The sequence below is a fragment of the Paracoccus wurundjeri genome (assembly GCF_030678915.1).
Taxonomy (GTDB): Bacteria; Pseudomonadota; Alphaproteobacteria; order Rhodobacterales; family Rhodobacteraceae; genus Paracoccus; species Paracoccus onubensis_A.
Window position 1 is genome coordinate 61,520 of record NZ_JAUUTZ010000008.1, and the last position, 16,086, is coordinate 77,605.

Here is a 16,086-nt window from a genome sequence, read left to right on the forward strand (position 1 = left end):
AATCTGGAAGGACATGAGTCATGGCTGACAGCACGGCCGGCAAGAAAAAGGAAGGCATCTGGGAGACGGTCAAGACCATCTTCTGGGCACTTGTGATTGCAGGTGTTTTCCGCACCCTGTTCTTTCAGCCCTTCTGGATTCCCTCGGGCAGCATGAAGGACACATTGCTGATCGGCGATTTCCTTTTCGTCAACAAGATGGCCTATGGCTATTCGCAATATTCCTGCCCGTTCTCGATGTGCCCGATCTCGGGCCGGATTCTGGGTTCCGAGCCCGAGCGGGGCGATGTCGTCGTGTTCCGCCATCCCACCCGCGGCGTTGATTTCATCAAGCGTGTCGTTGGCTTGCCCGGCGATGAAATCCAGATGAAGGGCGGTCGTCTGTGGATCAATGGCGAAGAAACCGGGCGTGAGCGCGTCGAGGATTTCACCGAGATCAAGGAACAGCAGGGACCGCAGGGCCTGATCCCGCGTTGCGTCAATGATCCGGTGCCCGAAGGCGGCGACTGCATCAAGGAGCGTTACACCGAAACCCTGCCAAATGGCGTCAGCCACAGCATCCTGAACATTACCGAGGGTTGGGTTGCCGACGACACCGCGACATTCACGGTTCCCGAAGGTCAATATTTCTTCATGGGCGACAACCGTGACAATTCCGAGGATTCCCGCTTTCCGCAGGAAGTCGGTGGTCTTGGTTTCGTGCCAGCCGAATTCCTGATCGGTCGCGCCGACCGGATCATGTTCTCATCCGCCGGTCGCTCGCTGTTGTATTTCTGGACATGGCGCGGCGACCGTTTCTTCAAGGCGGTCGAGTGAGGCTTGGCGGTGATATCCGTGCCTTCATGGCCCGGCTTGGTCATGAGTTCGAACGGCCCGAGTTGCTGATCCGTGCGCTGACGCATGGCTCGGTGGCGACGCCGACCCGCCCCGATAATCAGCGTCTGGAATTTCTGGGCGACCGTGTGCTGGGTCTCGTGATGGCCGAGGCGCTTTACGCTGCCGATGCAGATGCCACCGAGGGTCAGCTTGCCCCCCGTTTCAATGCGCTGGTCAAGGGCGAGACCTGCGCGGCGATTGCCCGTGTGATCGGGCTTGGCGATGTGCTCAGGCTGGGCCGCTCGGAGATGCTGTCCGGAGGGCGACGAAAAGAGGCCGTTCTGGCCGATGCGATGGAAGCCGTTCTGGCCGCGGTCTATCTGGATGCCGGTTTCGAGGCGGCGCGTCAGGTGATTTTGCGACTGTGGCGCGACCGTCTGGACAGTGTCGAGGACGATCCCCGCGATGCCAAGACCGCGCTTCAGGAATGGGCGCAGGCGCAGGGAATGGGTCCGCCGACCTATGAGCAAACCGGCCGCAGTGGACCGGACCATGCGCCGGTCTTTTTCATCACCGTCCGGCTGGCTGATGGGCGCAGTGCCGAAGCCAGCGGTACCGGCACCAAGCGCAGCATCGAACAGGCAGCGGCCCAAACCCTGCTGGACCGGCTGGAGGGCCGTGAATGAGCGACAGCACCACACGCGCCGGATTCGTCGCCCTGATCGGCGAGCCGAATGCCGGCAAATCGACCCTGCTGAACCGCATGGTCGGTGCCAAGGTGTCGATCGTGACACACAAGGTACAGACGACTCGCGCCCGTATCCGGGGAATCGCCCTTGAGGGCGCGACGCAGATCGTCTTTGTCGATACACCCGGCATCTTCCGCCCCCGGCGCAGGCTGGATCGTTCGATGGTGGCGGCGGCATGGGGTGGCGCATCAGATGCGGATATCATCCTGCTGCTGGTCGAGGCTCATCGCGGCCTGACTGACGGCGTGCAATCCATCATCGATGCGCTGAAGGAACAGGAAACCCGCACCCCTGTCGCCCTGATCATCAACAAGATCGACCGGGTGAAATCCGAAGTCCTGCTGGCCTTGTCCCGGCAACTGAACGATGCTTTCACCTTTGAACGCAGCTTCATGATCTCGGCCGAGCGCGGTCATGGCTGCGACGATCTGCGCAAATGGCTTGCGGAAACCCTGTCCGAAGGTCCCTGGCTCTATCCCGAAGATCAGATCGCCGATCTGCCCATGCGCATGATTGCCGCCGAGATCACCCGCGAGAAGCTGACCCTGCGCCTGCATGAAGAGATCCCCTATCAGCTCACCGTCGAGACTGAAGGATGGGAGGAACGCAAGGACGGTTCCGCCCGCGTCGATCAGGTGATCTATGTCGCCCGTACCGGCCACAAGGGCATCGTACTGGGCAAGGGCGGAGAGACGGTCAAGGCGGTAGGGCAGGCGGCGCGGGCAGAACTGGAGGAATTCATGGGGCGCCGTATCCATCTGTTCCTTCAGGTTCGGGTCCGCGAGAACTGGCAGAACGAGGCCGAGCGTTACAGCGAGATGGGCCTCGATTTCCGCGACGGCGGGTGACGGCATGGCGGAACCGCGGCTTGCCACGGGCATCTGGGTTTCCGCCTATCTGGCGCGGCTGGGGCAGGCGAATATCCCGGCTTATGTGTCGGAGCATGGCGATGATACTGCGGGCGCGGTGCTGGTCAAATGCGCCCGGCTTGACGGCACGGCGCAGCTTTATGCCCGCGAATGGGATTTCGAGACGGATATCCGTTCGTGGAACCGGATTGTCGACGGCCCTGAAGCGCAAGTGGATGAGGCCATCCGCAGACAACGCGGCTTCGATCCCGACCTTTGGGTGATCGAGATCGAAAGCCGGGATGGGCGGGTTTTGCTGGATGAGGAAGGTTTGAGATAGGGGCGGCGGCAGTCAGGTCATGCGGACTTGAGGCCCATGCCGTCATCGCCCTGTGTTTCCAGCCCGGCTCTGCTTTTTGCAACAGCTCATTCAGCCTCTGGCGCCCTCTCGAATTGCAGATTATGCACAAGGTATGAGCAGCAAACCCGGCATAGACAGCGATTCGCCCCACGGCTTCGGCTTCGCGCTTGCAGCCTATGTTCTATGGGGGCTTATGCCGCTGTATCTCAAGGCAATTGCGCATATCCCGCCCATGGAGGTTATCGCCCATCGCGCGCTCTGGTCTCTGCCGATTGCTGCTGCAGTCCTGATCTGGCAGCGGCGCAGCGATGAGGTGATCGCCGCCGTAAAAAAACCGCGGCTTCTGGCGATGGCGGCCCTGACGGCGGCTTTGATCACGGGCAACTGGCTGACTTATGTCTGGGCTGTCGCCAATGGCCACACGCTTGACGCTGCGCTTGGCTATTACATCAACCCGCTGTTCAGCGTGATGCTGGGGGCGGTTCTGCTGGGGGAAAAACTCAGCCGCCTTAAGATGTTCGCTGTCGCTCTGGCTTTCGCGGCGGTTGTGATCCTGACTGTGACGGCCGGCAGCCTGCCGCTGGTCGCCGTTGGCCTGACGCTGACCTGGGGCTTCTACGCCTATTTCAAGAAAAGCCTGCCGCTTGGACCCAATCAGGGCTTCACTCTGGAGGTCCTGTTGCTGACCCCGATCGCGCTGGCCTATCTGATCTGGCTTGGCACAACCGGGCAGGGCACGTTCGGAGAGGGCAATATGGTGGATAACCTGCTGCTGCTGGGCTGCGGCCCGATCACGGCGATTCCGCTTCTTTTCTATGCCAACGGAGCCAAGCTGCTGCGGCTTTCGACCATTGGCATCCTGCAATATCTGACGCCGACCATGCTTTTCCTGACGGCGGTGCTGCTGTTCGGCGAACCCTTCGACACGGCCCGCATGATCGCTTTCCCGATGATCTGGGCGGCGCTTGCGCTTTATTCCGTCTCACTGTTCCGCGAGGCCAGCGCAAGGCGACGTACCCGTCGTGAATTGGCGGCGCACCGCATCCAGTAACGCCTTTACCGGCTTCTCTTTTACATAAATATCCCCGGGGAACCACGCATATGCGTGGCGGGGCAGAACCCCCTTTCCGGTTCCGCCCCGCGCATGGCCCGCCATCCGGATCAGCCGTCGAAATCGACCTCTTCGATCAGGGTCAGAGCTTCGGAGCGCAGATCCGAAATTTCACTCAGCGACATCGTGTCGGGTGTGAACTCACCCCAGCTCGTCACCAGTTCCGAACGCTCCACATGGTCGGATACCGGAAACTCGTGGTTGGTCTCTGCATAGATTTTCTGGGCCTCGTCACCGACCAGAAACTCGATCAGCTTGAGCGCCGCGTCCTTGTTCGGCGATGCCGCCGCCAGGGCCACGCCCGACACGTTCACATGGGTGCCGCCGCCGTCAAAGACCGGGAAGACGATATCGACCGACTCCGCCCAGTCTTTCTGCTCGTCATCGGCAAGCATCTGGCCCATGTAATAGGTATTGCCCAGACTGATATCGCATTCGCCCGCCCAGATCGATTTGACCTGATCGCGGTCGCCGCCCTCGGGTTGCTTGGCCAGATTCGCCTTGATCCCCTCCAGCCACGCCTTGGTTTCCTCGGCGCCGTGATGGGCCAGATGGGCGGCGGTCAGTGCAACGTTGTAGTCATGGGTAAAGGGGCGCGTGCAGATACGGCCCTTCCATTTCGGATCGGCCAGATCCTCATAGGTCGTTACCTCGCCGTCGGCGACCCGCTCTTTGCTGGCATAGACGATGCGCGCGCGGGTGGTCAGCCCGAACCAGTTGCGATCGGCGTCGCGCAGGGCTTCGGGAACGACGTCCAAAGCCTCGCTTTCGACGGGCTGGGTCACTCCGGCATCCTTGACCTCGCCCAGCCGGGCGACATCCACCGTCATGATCAGATCGGCGGGCGAGCGGTCGCCCTCGGCCTTCAGCCGTTCGACCATGCCCTTGTCCACATAGGCGGTGTTCACGGTAATGCCGGTCGCTTCAGTGAAGGCATCGGTCAAGGGTTTCAGCAGTTCCGGCTGGCGGTGGGAATAAACATTTACCTCCTCGGCCAGGGCGGGCAGTGCGGTCGCGCCCATAAGGGAAGCAAGCAACAGGTTACGCATTCTTGACTCCTTTGGTCAGGTTAATGTGCTTGTTTTCGCATTCCGATTACGGGCCAGTCAATAATAAGTTGCGACAGGTTAGAAATTTGCACGTTATGCGGGTGTTGTGCCTGTCCTAAACACGCCATCTTACATGCACCGGTACGGATCGGCGATCTGAGCGGGCTTGCCGTTGACCATCCGCCTGCCGCAGGATAAGGCGCGGCAATGGCACGCGCACCCCTGTTACAACTGACCGATATCTCGCTGACCTTTGGCGGCAATCCTGTCTTTGACGGCCTCTCCCTAACGGTACAGCAGGGCGACAGGATTGCCTTGGTCGGGCGGAACGGATCGGGCAAATCGACCTTGATGAAGGTCATGGCCGGTCTTGTGGAGCCTGACCGCGGCGAGGTGGTGCTGAATGCCGGAAGCCATGTCGGCTATATGGAGCAGGAGCCGGACCTGTCGGCTTTCGCGACACTTGGCGATTTCGCCCGTGCAGGATTACCCGAGGCCGAGGGCTATCGCGTCGAGATGGCCGCCGAAGGGCTGAAATTCGATCCCGATCGCCCGGTTTCCACCGCATCCGGGGGCGAGCGGCGGCGGGCTGCTTTGGCACGTCTTCTCGCGCAGGCGCCCGAACTGATGCTTCTGGATGAACCGACCAACCATCTGGATATCGAGGCGATCGGCTGGCTTGAAGACCATCTGAACCAGACGCGGGCCGCCTATGTCATCATCAGCCATGACCGTGCTTTCCTGCGCCGCCTGACCCGCGCGACCCTGTGGATCGACCGGGGCGAGGTTCGGCGGCAGGATCGGGGTTTCGAGCATTTCGAGGAATGGCGCGAGGCTGTCTGGACGACAGAGGACGACGCACGCCACAAGCTGGACCGCAAGATCAAGGCCGAGGCTCGTTGGGCGGTCGAGGGGATCAGTGCCCGGCGCAAGCGCAACCAGGGCAGGGTGCGGGCCTTGCAGGCGCTGCGGGCCGAGCGTGCGGCGCAGATCACCCGTCAGGGCGCGGCGGCGATGGCGCTTGAAGCCGGGGCGCAATCGGGGAAGAAGGTGATCGAGGCGCAGGGCATCGGCAAGGCTTTCGGCGACCGCACCATCTTGCGCCCGTTCAATCTGCTGGTTCGCAGGGGTGACCGGATCGCCTTTGTTGGTCCCAATGGCGCCGGAAAGACGACGCTTATCAAGATGCTGACCGGTGAACTCCCGGCGGATGAAGGCAGCGTCAAGCACGGCACCAACCTTGAGATCGCGATATTCGATCAGGCTCGTGCTGCCCTGAACCCCGATCTGAGCCTGTGGGAATCGCTGACCGGAGATGCGGACATGCGCGTATCCGGCCGCGCCGATCAGGTCATGGTGCGCGGGCAACCCCGTCATGTCGTGGCTTACCTGAAAGATTTTCTGTTCGACGATGCACAGGCGCGCGCGCCGGTCCGCAGCCTGTCCGGTGGAGAAAAGGCGCGGCTGCTGCTTGCGCGGTTGATGGCGAAACCGTCGAACCTGCTTGTCCTGGACGAACCGACGAACGATCTGGATGTCGAGACGCTGGATCTTCTGCAGGATATATTGGGTGATTATGACGGTACGGTGCTTCTGGTCAGCCACGACCGGGATTTCATCGACCGTATCGCAACAACGACCGTTGCGATGGAAGGCGATGGCCGTGCCGTGGCTTATGCCGGAGGCTGGAGCGATTACCGCGCGCAGCGGGGAACCGAGGCTGTCCGGGTGCCCGCGCGGCCCGGAAAGGCCCCGCAATCGCCCAAAACGCCAGACAGATCGAGCCTTACGAAAGCAGGGCTGAGTTTCACCGAAAAGCACCGGCTGGACGAATTGCCTGCCGTTATCGAGCGTCTCGAAGCCGAGATTGCCAAACTGTCCGAGTTCCTCGCAGATCCCGATCTGTATCAGACCGCGCCGGCCAAGTTTCAGAAAGCCACCGAAGCGCTGAGTGCCCGTCAGGCGGCTTTGAATGCGGCTGAAGAGGAATGGCTGATGCTCGAGGAAAAATCGGCCGGGGCAGGTTGAAACCGGGGATTTGCTTGACTTGTCGGCGCGAATCCTCCATATCCATGCGGACCGGCCAAGGTTGCCCTTCGGCCGGTATGTTATTTATATGATCTCCGTCTTTGCACGGGGCGCTGTTCGCAGGCACCAAACGCCGGGTCAAACCGGGGCCGAAGGACGCGGAAACCAAAGGAAAGCAAAGCGATGTTCGCTGTTCTTAAAACTGGCGGCAAGCAATACAAGGTGCAGGCGGGTGATGTGCTGCGCGTTGAAAAGCTGAATGCCGCCGCTGGCGAGAAAGTCCAGTTCAACGAGATTCTGATGGTCGGTTCGACCCTTGGCGCGCCGCTGGTTGAGGGTGCTGCGGTGCAGGCCGAGGTGATCGATCAGATCAAGGGTGACAAGGTCATCAAATACGTCAAGCGCCGTCGCAAGCACAGCTCGCAGCGGACCCGTGGGCATCGTCAGCAACTGACCCTGCTGCGCGTGACCGACGTGCTGGAAAAAGGCGCGGCCAAATCCGGTGTGAAGGCTGCCGTGGGCGCTCGCACCAAGGTCGAGGAAGTTGCTGCGAAACCGGCCAGGGCGAATGCCGCCAAGGCCAAGAAAAAAGCGGATGAGGCTGAACCGGCCTCTGATGCCACCGAAGCGTAAGGAGACTGAACCATGGCACATAAGAAAGCAGGCGGTTCGTCCCGCAACGGTCGCGATTCCGCGGGGCGTCGCCTTGGCGTGAAGCTTTATGGCGGCCAAGCTGCGACCGCCGGTAACATCATTGTGCGCCAGCGCGGCACCAAATGGTGGGCGGGCGATAACGTCGGTATGGGCAAGGATCACACTCTTTTTGCACTGACCGACGGTCATGTGGCCTTTAAAAAAGGCCTCAAGGGTCGCACCTATATTTCGGTAATTCCGGCCACACAGGTGGCAGCCGAGTAACCCAAGGGTAACATTCCAATGTTAGCAAGGGGGATCGGCGAAAGCCGGTCCCCCGCTCCGTTTTCCGGGGGAGGAAAAATGATGATGTCTGCTCCAATGCGGGAGGGTACACGGTTGGACGATATGAAACTTGTTGAAACGGTGGTTCTGAACCAGCCGGTTATCGAAACCAGCCGTTTCATATTGCGCCCGCTGAGGCCCTCCGATGCGGGTATGATCGCCCATTACACCTCTGATCGCAGGGTGGCGGAAGGAACCCGGGCCATTCCCCATCCGTTGCCGCCCGGCGCCTCGGAAAATTTTGTGGCGCGGGCCCTGTCTGCCGACAGGGTCGAGGATGTCTGGGCGATTGACGGTTCGGCCCATCGGCTGGATGAGGTTCTGGGCGTCGTATCGCTGACCCGGATGGACAGTGATCAGTCCGAACTGGGATTCTGGATCGGTGCCGGTTTCTGGAATACCGGCTTTGCGACCGAAGCGGTCGAGGCATTGGTTGCCGCGAATCCGCATAAGGCGCGGACACTGTTCGCAGAGGCATTTCAGGACAATCCCGGCTCGGCCCGTGTGCTGACCAATAGCGGATTTGTCTATCTGGGCGATGCTGAAAGCTGGTCCGTGGCGCGGAACGCGCGTGTGCCGACATGGACCTATCTGCGCAAGATGATCTGAGGAAGAAGGGGGGCTTGCGCCCTTCTCTTGCGCTGCCGCGCATTTCACCCCCAAGGATATTTTTCGTGAAGAAGAAGAGAGATGCAGAATCTGCAATCTCAGCCCTTGTATTCGTTTGGGGGCAGCATAATTCGGGAATATGAGCATTCCATATTCCCTTCTTGATCTGTCGCCGGTGCCCGAAGGTTCCGAGGCTGCGGACGCAATCTCCAACAGTATCGATCTTGCCCGTCATGCCGAAGGCTGGGGCTATCGGCGTTATTGGCTGGCCGAGCATCACAACATGCCCGGTATAGCCAGCGCGGCGACCGCGGTGCTGATCTCGCTGATCGCACAGGCGACCGAACGGATGCGTGTGGGGGCCGGAGGCATCATGCTGCCGAACCATGCGCCGCTGACCGTGGCCGAGAATTTCGGAACACTGGCGACGATATTTCCCGATCGGATCGATCTGGGGCTTGGGCGCGCGCCGGGAGGGGATGGTGCGGTGATCCGGGCGCTTCGGCGTGATCCGATGGCGGACAGTTTCCCGCAGGATGTGGTGGAATTGCTGGATTATTTAGGACCCGCGCGCCCGAACGCACCGGTCCGAGCCTTGCCCGGCGAGGGAACGCATGTTCCGATCTGGATTCTGGGCAGCAGCCTGTTCGGGGCGCAGCTTGCCGCGCATCTGGGCCTGCCCTATGCTTTTGCAAGCCATTTTGCGCCCGGGGATATGGAGCAGGCCCTGGCGATCTATCATGACCGGTTTCAGCAGACCCAATGGGGCGAGAAGCCAAGGCTGATGATTGCGATCAATGTATTCGCTGCCGATGATGCGGAAGAGGCGCATTATCTGCGCAGTTCGATGCAGCTTGCATTCGCGCGGTTGCGCACCGGGAAACCGGGCAAACTGCCGCGACCGACCCGCGATCTGGACGCGGAAATCAGCCCCCAGATGCGCCGCATGGTCGATCAGGCTTTGCGGATTACGGCTGTGGGTAATCCGGCGCAGGTGAAAGAGCAACTGGCCGCACTGATCGATGCGCACCGCCCCGACGAGGTTATCCTGACCGGCCAGATTCATGATCAACAGGCACGGCTGCGCAGTTTCGAGATCGCGGCCGAGGTGATGCGGGGCCTTTAAGGCAGCATCACCCGCGTCAGACCCGGAAATGCCGCGATCACCAACAGGCCGATAACGCTGGTCAGCAGGAAGGGAAGGGCGCCCCGCGCGATGCGCTCTAGCGGCAGGCGGGTGATATTGGCGGCGACATAGAGGTTGATCCCGACCGGAGGGGTGATCAGCCCTATGGCCAGATTGACCATGACCAGAACGCCAAACCAGATCGGATCCCATTGCAACTCGCGCATCACCGGCAGGAAGATGGGCAGGCAGATGAACATGATTGTCACCGCATCCATGAACATGCCTGCGATCAACAGGACCAGCATGATTACGGCAAGGATCACCCATTGGTTATCGGACAGGCCCAGCAATGTGCCGGAATATTGCCCGATCAAATCGTCTACCGTAACCACCCAGCCGAACAGCCCCGCATAGGCGACCACCAGCATGACCACTGCAGAACCCGAGGCGCTGTCGACAAGGCAGTTGTACAAGCTGCGCAGGTTGAGTGTCCGATAGATCAACCCGCCAACGGCAAGGGCGTAGACCGAGGCGACGATGGCGGCCTCGGTCGGCGTGAAGATGCCGGAATAGATGCCGCCAAGGATTACCACAGGGGTCATCAGGCCCCAGAAACTGTCCAGAAAGCTGCGCCACAGCGCCGCTCCATATGACAGGCCGGGATAGGGATCGGGCACAAGATCACGGGTAGAGGATGGATTGCCGCGACCGAAGGGCAGGGCGACCAGCATCAGGGCACCGCAGACGAGGCCCGGAATGATCGCGGCGATGAACAGATCCGCGATCGAGGTCTCGGCCAGCACGCCATAGATCACCAGCCCGATCGAAGGAGGGATGACGATGGAGAGGGCCGCGCCGGTGCAGACCAGTCCGGCGGCGAATGCGCGGGTATAACCATCATCTTCCATAGAGCGGATGATCATCGGCCCGATGGCGGCGACCGAGGCCGGGCCTGAGCCGCTGACCGCACCCCAGAACAGGCAGACCACGGTGCCGACAAGACCCATGCCGCCCGGTAGCCCTCCGACTAGCACACGAAAGAAGCGGATCATCCGGTCGGCTATTCCCAGACGGCCCATCAGGTTGCCGGCAAGGATGAAGAACGGGATCGCCAGCAGCGAGAATTTTCCGATGCCCGCCGTCAGCAGATCGCCGACGAGATCAAGTCCGAAGCCAAGCTTCCACATGGCTGCCAGCGCCGACAGGCCAAGCGCGAAAGCCACCGGAACCCGCAGGATCAGGAACAGGACGAAAAGCCCGACCATCAGGCTGCCGGCACCGATATCAATCATTCTGCTGCCTTCCCGTTCCGCCCGGAGATCGTACCCCATACGGCCTGAATATAGCGGAACAGCACAAGCGCGAAACCAAGAGGAAGCGCGGCGGAATACCACCACAGAGGCAGGCCGAGCGCATAGCTGCGCATGCCGTTCCCCATCTGATTCAGCACCAGTTGCCAGCAGAACCAGACCGATGCCGTCAGCAGTACGACCGACAGCAGCGCGGCAATGACAATGACCACCCGCCGCAAGGGTGCGGGCAGCATATCAGAGATCAGTTCGACGGCCAGATGCTCACCCCGCCGCGCTGCAATTGCGGCACCGAAGACGGTCAGCAGGACGAAACCTCCGGTCAGCAATTCCTCGGTCGCGGCCAGCGATTTATTGGTGCCGTAGCGGACAACCACATTGGCGAAGCCCAGGATTGCCATGAACAGCAGCAGCGCTGCGCAGACGATTTTTTCGAACTGATCGAGGATGCGCATTTACTGCGCGTTCGCTTCTTCGGTGAAGAGCTCGACGATATCCTCGCCGATCTGCCCGGCCCATTTGTCGAAGCTTGGCTGGGTGGCTTCCTTGAAGGCCACGAGTTCCTCGGGCGTCGGTTCATAGACTTCCATGCCCTGCTCTTTCAGGAATTCCAGCCCTTCGGCCGTCGCCTTGCGGCTGATCTCGATCTGGTATTGCATCGCCTCATCGGCGGCCTTCTGGAATTTTGCCTTGGTGTCGTCGTCCAGACCGTCCCATTTCGCCTTCGAGATACCCAGGAACAGCGGATCATAGCTGTAATGCCACGCCGTGATGTATTTCTGAACCTCATAGACCCGTTGCGGGATGATCACCGCGCCGATGGGGTTTTCCTGACCGTCCACGACGCCTTGCTGTAGTGCCGGGAATGTCTCGGTCCACTGCATTTGCTGCGGATTGGCGCCAAGATCGTTCATCACGTCGATATACATCGGACCCGCGACGCGCATCTTTAGACCCTGCATATCGGAAGGCGCTTTGATCGGGTGTTTGGAATTGGTGACTTCGCGGAAGCCGTTCTCGCCCCACGCAAGAATATGGATGCCATGCGCCTCCATAATCTCTTCCATCTTGTCGCCTGCCTTGCCGGCCGTGGTGCGGTCGACGGCTTCGTAATCGGGATAGAGGTAAGGCAGCGAGAATGCCGCCATTTCCGGGGCAAGCGGCGTGACATTGATGGCCGAGGTCAGCACGAAATCGATTGCGCCGCGCCCGGTCATCTCGGCCTGCTTCATCTGATCGCCGCCGGAAAGCTGAGCATTCGGAAAAACCCGCACCTCGTATTCGTCGCCGGTTTCCGCAGCCAGAAGTTCGGCGAATTTATCTGCGCCCTGCTGCCATGTGGTGGTGTCGCCGGTATTATGCGACAGGCGCAGGGTTTCCGCGGTGGCTGGCAGGCAAAGCGCAAGCGCAGTGGTCAGCCCAAGGGCGAATTTCGTGAACATGGCTTCTCCTCCGATTCCGATTTGCGGCATATTTACGGCTCGGGCCGGGGCATGCAATAAGTTTCGGCAAGAAGATGGAGGGGATCATGACAGACCAGATCACTGTGCCGCCCGCACCAGAGGGGCAGATCATCGGCTGGGCGCATAGCCGCTTTGGCAAATCCGAAGCCGCGGATGTCGAGGCTTTGATGGCCGAGGTCACGTCGGTCGCGCTGGAACATGCGGGGATTGGGGCCGAACAGGTCGGCGGGATTTTCGCCGGTGTCTTCAATGGCGGTTTTCAGAAACAGGGCTTCGAGGCGGCGCTTGTCGCACTTGGTGCGGAAGGTCTGGCCCATACGCCCGCGGTGCGGCTCGAGAATGCCTGCGCGACCGGCTCGGCGGCGATTACGGCAGCACTGGATTTCATCGGCTCGGGCCGTGGCAAGGTCGCTTTGGTGGTCGGCGCCGAAAAGATGACCGCGACGCCGGGGGCCGAGGTCGGGGATATCCTGCTGGGTGCCTCTTACCGCGCGGAAGAGGGCGATACGCCCGGCGGTTTCGCAGGCGTGTTCGGCGGGATCGCGAACAGCTATTTTCAGCGTTACGGCGATGTATCGCGTGAACTGGCCATGATCGCGGCCAAGAACCATGCGAATGGTGCGCAGAACCCCTATGCGCATATGCAGAAGGATTTCGGTTTCGATTTCTGCAATACGGTCAGCGAAAAGAACCCCATTGCCGCCGGTCCCTTGCGGCGCACCGATTGCTCGCTTGTGTCGGACGGTGCGGCGGCGCTTGTGATCGCGCATCCCGATATCGCCGCCGAGGCATCCCGTGCCATTGCCTTTCGGGCGCAGCGGCAGGCGAATGATTATTTGCCATTGTCGCGCCGCGATCCGCTGGAACTGGCGGGTGCGCGGCGGGCATGGGCCGAGGGGCTGGAGCAGGCGGGCATGACGCTGGACGATTTGTCACTGGTCGAGACGCATGATTGCTTTACCATCGCCGAATTGCTGGAATACGAGGCGATGGGGCTGGCCGAACGCGGACAGGGGGGCAGGGTGATTGCCGAAGGGTTGACTGCGCGGGACGGAAAACTGCCGGTGAATCCGTCCGGCGGGTTGAAATCCAAGGGCCATCCCATCGGAGCGACGGGCGTTTCGCAGCATGTCATGGCCGCGATGCAATTGACGGGCGAGGCCGGGGGGATGCAGATACCGGGGGCCACGCTTGCCGGGGTGTTCAATATGGGAGGAGTGGCGGTCGCCAATTACCTTTCCATCCTAGAGCGCGTGAAATGAACCTGCCCTATTCGACCCGCACGATGAATCTGGGGCATCTGCTGGACCAGACCGCCCGCCGCCTGCCGGATCATTCGGCGATGGTCCATGGCGGGCAGCGGTGGAGCTGGGAACAGATGCGGTCCCGCGTCGATGCCCTGGCGCGGCTGTTGGCATCAAGGGGAATCGGCAAGGGCGACCGCGTGCTGGTACAATCGCCCAATAACAACCAGATGTGGGAAAGCCTGTGGGCCAGTCTCAAGCTGGGGGCGGTCTGGGTGCCGGCGAATTTCCGCGGCGCGCCGGACGATCTGCGTTGGATGGTCGAACTGACCCAGCCGAAGCTACTGATATGCCATGCGGATTTTCCCGATCACGCGGCGATATGCGATTTGCCGGTTCTGGCCATTGGGCAGGCGGATTTCGGCCCCGATATCGACGCGGAACTTGCGGGTTTCGATACATCCCCGTTGCGTGCCGCCGATGTCGAGCGTGACGATCCGGCGTGGCTGTTCTTTACCTCCGGCTCGACCGGCAAACCCAAGGCGGCGGTGTTGACGCATGGCCAGATGGGCTTTGTCATCGCCAATCACCTTGCCGACCTGATCCCCGGGACGACGGAACAGGACGCCTCGCTGGTCGTTGCCCCGCTAAGCCACGGAGCCGGGATCCATCAGATGTTGCAGGTCGCGCGCGGGGTCCCTTCGATCCTGCCCGAAGGCGGCTTTGATCCGCAGGAAATCTGGCGGCTGGTGCAGGAATATCGCGTCTCGAACATGTTCACCGTGCCGACCATCGTGAAACTGCTGACCGAGCATCCGGCGGTGGACGAATTCGATCATTCCAGCCTGCGCCATGTCATCTATGCCGGTGCGCCGATGTATCGTGCCGATCAGATCCGGGCGCTGGAAAAGCTTGGCCCGGTTCTGGTGCAGTATTTCGGGCTGGGTGAGGTTACGGGCTGCATCACCGTTCTGCCTGCGCGTCTGCACGAGACGGGCGAGGGCTGGGCATTGGAGGGATCCTGCGGCATACCGCGAACCGGGATTCAGATCGAGGTTCAGGATGAGGCCGGCAATCCGCTACCTCTGGGCAAAACTGGCGAGCTTTGCGTGACGGGCGGCGCGGTTTTTGCGGGCTACTGGAACAACGACGAAGCCAACGCCAAGAGTTTCCGCAACGGCTGGTTCCGCACCGGCGATCTGGGACATATGGACGAGCAGGGCTTTTTCTTCCTGACCGGGCGCGAAAGCGACATGTTCATCTCGGGTGGCTCGAATATCCATCCGCGCGAGATCGAGGAAAAGCTGTTGCTGCATCCCGACATTGCCGAATGCGCGGTTGTCGGCATGCCCGATCCGAAATGGGGCGAGGTGGGCGTCGCCATCTGCGTGACCCGTGATGGCGGACAGCCCGAGCTTGGGGAGTGGCTGGGCTCGCGGCTGGCGCGGTATAAATTGCCTCGCCGTTTCGAGTTCTGGGAGGAGTTGCCGAAATCCGGCTATGGCAAGATCACCAAGAAGCTGGTGCGTGAAGAACTGATCCGCCGCGATGCCGGGGCCGGAAATGGCTGAATCGCTGCGCCATCCCGGCCCGGCGGATGGTCCTCGTCTGATGCTGTCAGGCACCCGGATGGAAGAGCGCGTCGCGACACTGGCCGCCGGGATACCGCTGGAGACCGCGATTGCCGAGGCATTGAATGGCGCAGACAGCGCATGGATCAGTTTTGCGGATGGACATGGCGATTTGCGTTTCGTTCTGCCCGACCGGGCGACGGATGGCTTGCATGGCGCGTGGTATTCCACCCCCCGCGATGCCGCCGATACGCCCCTGCATCGCGCCGGTATCGTCTGGGGACGGCGTGAGGGCAGGGCGTTCGGGCATTGTCACGGGCTGTGGGGCGAGACGATGGGGCATCTGCTGCTGGATGCCTCTCGATTGACCCGGCCGGTTCAGGCCCGTGCGATGCTGTTTCCCGATGCGCGTTTCATCGCGTCCGAGGATGCAGAGACGGCCTTTACTCTGTTCAAGCCGGAAGGCGGTGTGAATGGCTATGCGGATGCTGCCCTGCTACGGTTGGCTCCGCATGTCGATCTTTGCGACGGTATCGTGGAGGCCGTCCGAAAACTGGGTTGGTCGCGTGCGCAGGTCGAGGGCATCGGCAGCCTGAACACTGCCCGTTTCGCCGATGGTACATTGCTGGACAGCCATGCTTCTGAATTCCTGATCTCGAACGGGATCGCGACGGACACAGAAGCGGAAATCGCCATTGATATCGTTGGTATCGGCGGCATCCGCGCGGCAGGTTTGCTGAAATCCGGCGCGAATCCCGTTTGTGTCACGGCAGAGATCATCCTGCTGCGCGAGACCTGACCTACTGCTTGACGCGAAGTGA

The 16,086-nt window shown here is 61.2% G+C and carries 17 protein-coding genes; 13 read left to right on the plus strand and 4 right to left on the minus strand.

Features of this window, described 5'->3' with window-relative positions:
* Positions 1-20 precede the first annotated feature (20 nt).
* The 5 genes from lepB (at position 21) to rarD (ending at position 3,824) form a co-directional block, all read left to right on the plus strand.
* Positions 21-815: a signal peptidase I gene (gene lepB / locus Q0601_RS09725; RefSeq protein WP_305289599.1), complete on the plus strand. Its 795-nt coding sequence runs from the start codon at positions 21-23 to the stop codon at positions 813-815.
* The gene (gene rnc / locus Q0601_RS09730; RefSeq protein ID WP_370656115.1) at positions 779-1,501 is read left to right on the plus strand and encodes a ribonuclease III; all 723 of its coding nucleotides are present in this window, start codon (positions 779-781) and stop codon (positions 1,499-1,501) included. The genes lepB and rnc overlap by 37 nt, the downstream gene beginning before the upstream one ends.
* Positions 1,498-2,412 (plus strand): GTPase Era, encoded by a 915-nt coding sequence (era, locus tag Q0601_RS09735; RefSeq protein ID WP_305289603.1) that lies wholly within the window; start codon positions 1,498-1,500, stop codon positions 2,410-2,412. The genes rnc and era overlap by 4 nt, the downstream gene beginning before the upstream one ends.
* A 4-nt stretch (positions 2,413-2,416) precedes the next feature.
* Entirely contained in the window at positions 2,417-2,752 is a 336-nt protein-coding gene (locus tag Q0601_RS09740; RefSeq protein WP_305289604.1) for a DUF1491 family protein, read from the plus strand.
* A 133-nt stretch (positions 2,753-2,885) separates the two neighbouring features.
* Complete coding sequence (gene rarD / locus Q0601_RS09745; RefSeq protein ID WP_305289607.1) at positions 2,886-3,824, plus strand: EamA family transporter RarD; 939 nt, start codon at positions 2,886-2,888, stop codon at positions 3,822-3,824.
* A gap of 110 nt (positions 3,825-3,934) precedes the next feature.
* Here rarD and Q0601_RS09750 read toward each other — a convergent pair whose 3' ends face one another.
* Positions 3,935-4,933 (minus strand): Fe(3+) ABC transporter substrate-binding protein, encoded by a 999-nt coding sequence (locus Q0601_RS09750; protein WP_305289609.1) that lies wholly within the window; start codon positions 4,931-4,933, stop codon positions 3,935-3,937.
* 207 nt (positions 4,934-5,140) lie between these two features.
* On the opposite strand from Q0601_RS09750, the gene Q0601_RS09755 reads away from it, so the two are divergent.
* The 5 genes from Q0601_RS09755 to Q0601_RS09775 all read left to right on the plus strand — a co-directional run bounded on the left by Q0601_RS09755 (position 5,141) and on the right by Q0601_RS09775 (position 9,674).
* Complete coding sequence (locus tag Q0601_RS09755) at positions 5,141-6,961, plus strand: ABC-F family ATP-binding cassette domain-containing protein (RefSeq protein ID WP_305289611.1); 1,821 nt, start codon at positions 5,141-5,143, stop codon at positions 6,959-6,961.
* Between the two features lie 183 nt (positions 6,962-7,144).
* Entirely contained in the window at positions 7,145-7,594 is a 450-nt protein-coding gene (rplU, locus tag Q0601_RS09760; RefSeq protein ID WP_305289613.1) for a 50S ribosomal protein L21, read from the plus strand.
* A gap of 12 nt (positions 7,595-7,606) precedes the next feature.
* Complete coding sequence (gene rpmA / locus Q0601_RS09765) at positions 7,607-7,879, plus strand: 50S ribosomal protein L27 (protein ID WP_119751204.1); 273 nt, start codon at positions 7,607-7,609, stop codon at positions 7,877-7,879.
* Positions 7,880-8,002: 123 nt separating this feature from the next.
* The gene (locus tag Q0601_RS09770) at positions 8,003-8,548 is read left to right on the plus strand and encodes a GNAT family N-acetyltransferase (protein ID WP_119751306.1); all 546 of its coding nucleotides are present in this window, start codon (positions 8,003-8,005) and stop codon (positions 8,546-8,548) included.
* Between the two features lie 139 nt (positions 8,549-8,687).
* The gene (locus Q0601_RS09775; protein WP_305289617.1) at positions 8,688-9,674 is read left to right on the plus strand and encodes an LLM class flavin-dependent oxidoreductase; all 987 of its coding nucleotides are present in this window, start codon (positions 8,688-8,690) and stop codon (positions 9,672-9,674) included.
* On the opposite strand, the gene Q0601_RS09780 is transcribed toward Q0601_RS09775, so the two are convergent.
* Genes Q0601_RS09780 through Q0601_RS09790 form a run of 3 tightly spaced genes read right to left on the minus strand, consistent with a single transcriptional unit; the run spans position 9,671 to position 12,429 of the window.
* Complete coding sequence (locus Q0601_RS09780; RefSeq protein ID WP_305289619.1) at positions 9,671-10,969, minus strand: TRAP transporter large permease; 1,299 nt, start codon at positions 10,967-10,969, stop codon at positions 9,671-9,673. The two genes, Q0601_RS09775 and Q0601_RS09780, sit on opposite strands and share 4 nt — an antisense overlap.
* A complete protein-coding gene (locus tag Q0601_RS09785) occupies positions 10,966-11,442 on the minus strand; it encodes a TRAP transporter small permease (RefSeq protein ID WP_305289621.1) in 477 nt (158 codons plus the stop codon). The genes Q0601_RS09780 and Q0601_RS09785 overlap by 4 nt, the downstream gene beginning before the upstream one ends.
* Positions 11,443-12,429, minus strand: a complete 987-nt coding sequence (locus Q0601_RS09790) for a DctP family TRAP transporter solute-binding subunit (protein WP_305289623.1) — start codon at positions 12,427-12,429, stop codon at positions 11,443-11,445.
* Positions 12,430-12,515: 86 nt separating this feature from the next.
* Here Q0601_RS09790 and Q0601_RS09795 point away from each other — a divergent pair, with 86 nt between their 5' ends.
* Genes Q0601_RS09795 through Q0601_RS09805 form a run of 3 tightly spaced genes read left to right on the plus strand, consistent with a single transcriptional unit; the run spans position 12,516 to position 16,064 of the window.
* Positions 12,516-13,712, plus strand: coding sequence for an acetyl-CoA acetyltransferase (locus tag Q0601_RS09795; RefSeq protein WP_305289625.1), 1,197 nt, complete (start codon positions 12,516-12,518; stop codon positions 13,710-13,712).
* Entirely contained in the window at positions 13,709-15,265 is a 1,557-nt protein-coding gene (locus tag Q0601_RS09800; protein WP_305289627.1) for an acyl-CoA synthetase, read from the plus strand. The genes Q0601_RS09795 and Q0601_RS09800 overlap by 4 nt, the downstream gene beginning before the upstream one ends.
* Positions 15,258-16,064 (plus strand): hypothetical protein, encoded by an 807-nt coding sequence (locus tag Q0601_RS09805; protein ID WP_305289629.1) that lies wholly within the window; start codon positions 15,258-15,260, stop codon positions 16,062-16,064. The genes Q0601_RS09800 and Q0601_RS09805 overlap by 8 nt, the downstream gene beginning before the upstream one ends.
* Positions 16,065-16,086 lie beyond the last annotated feature (22 nt).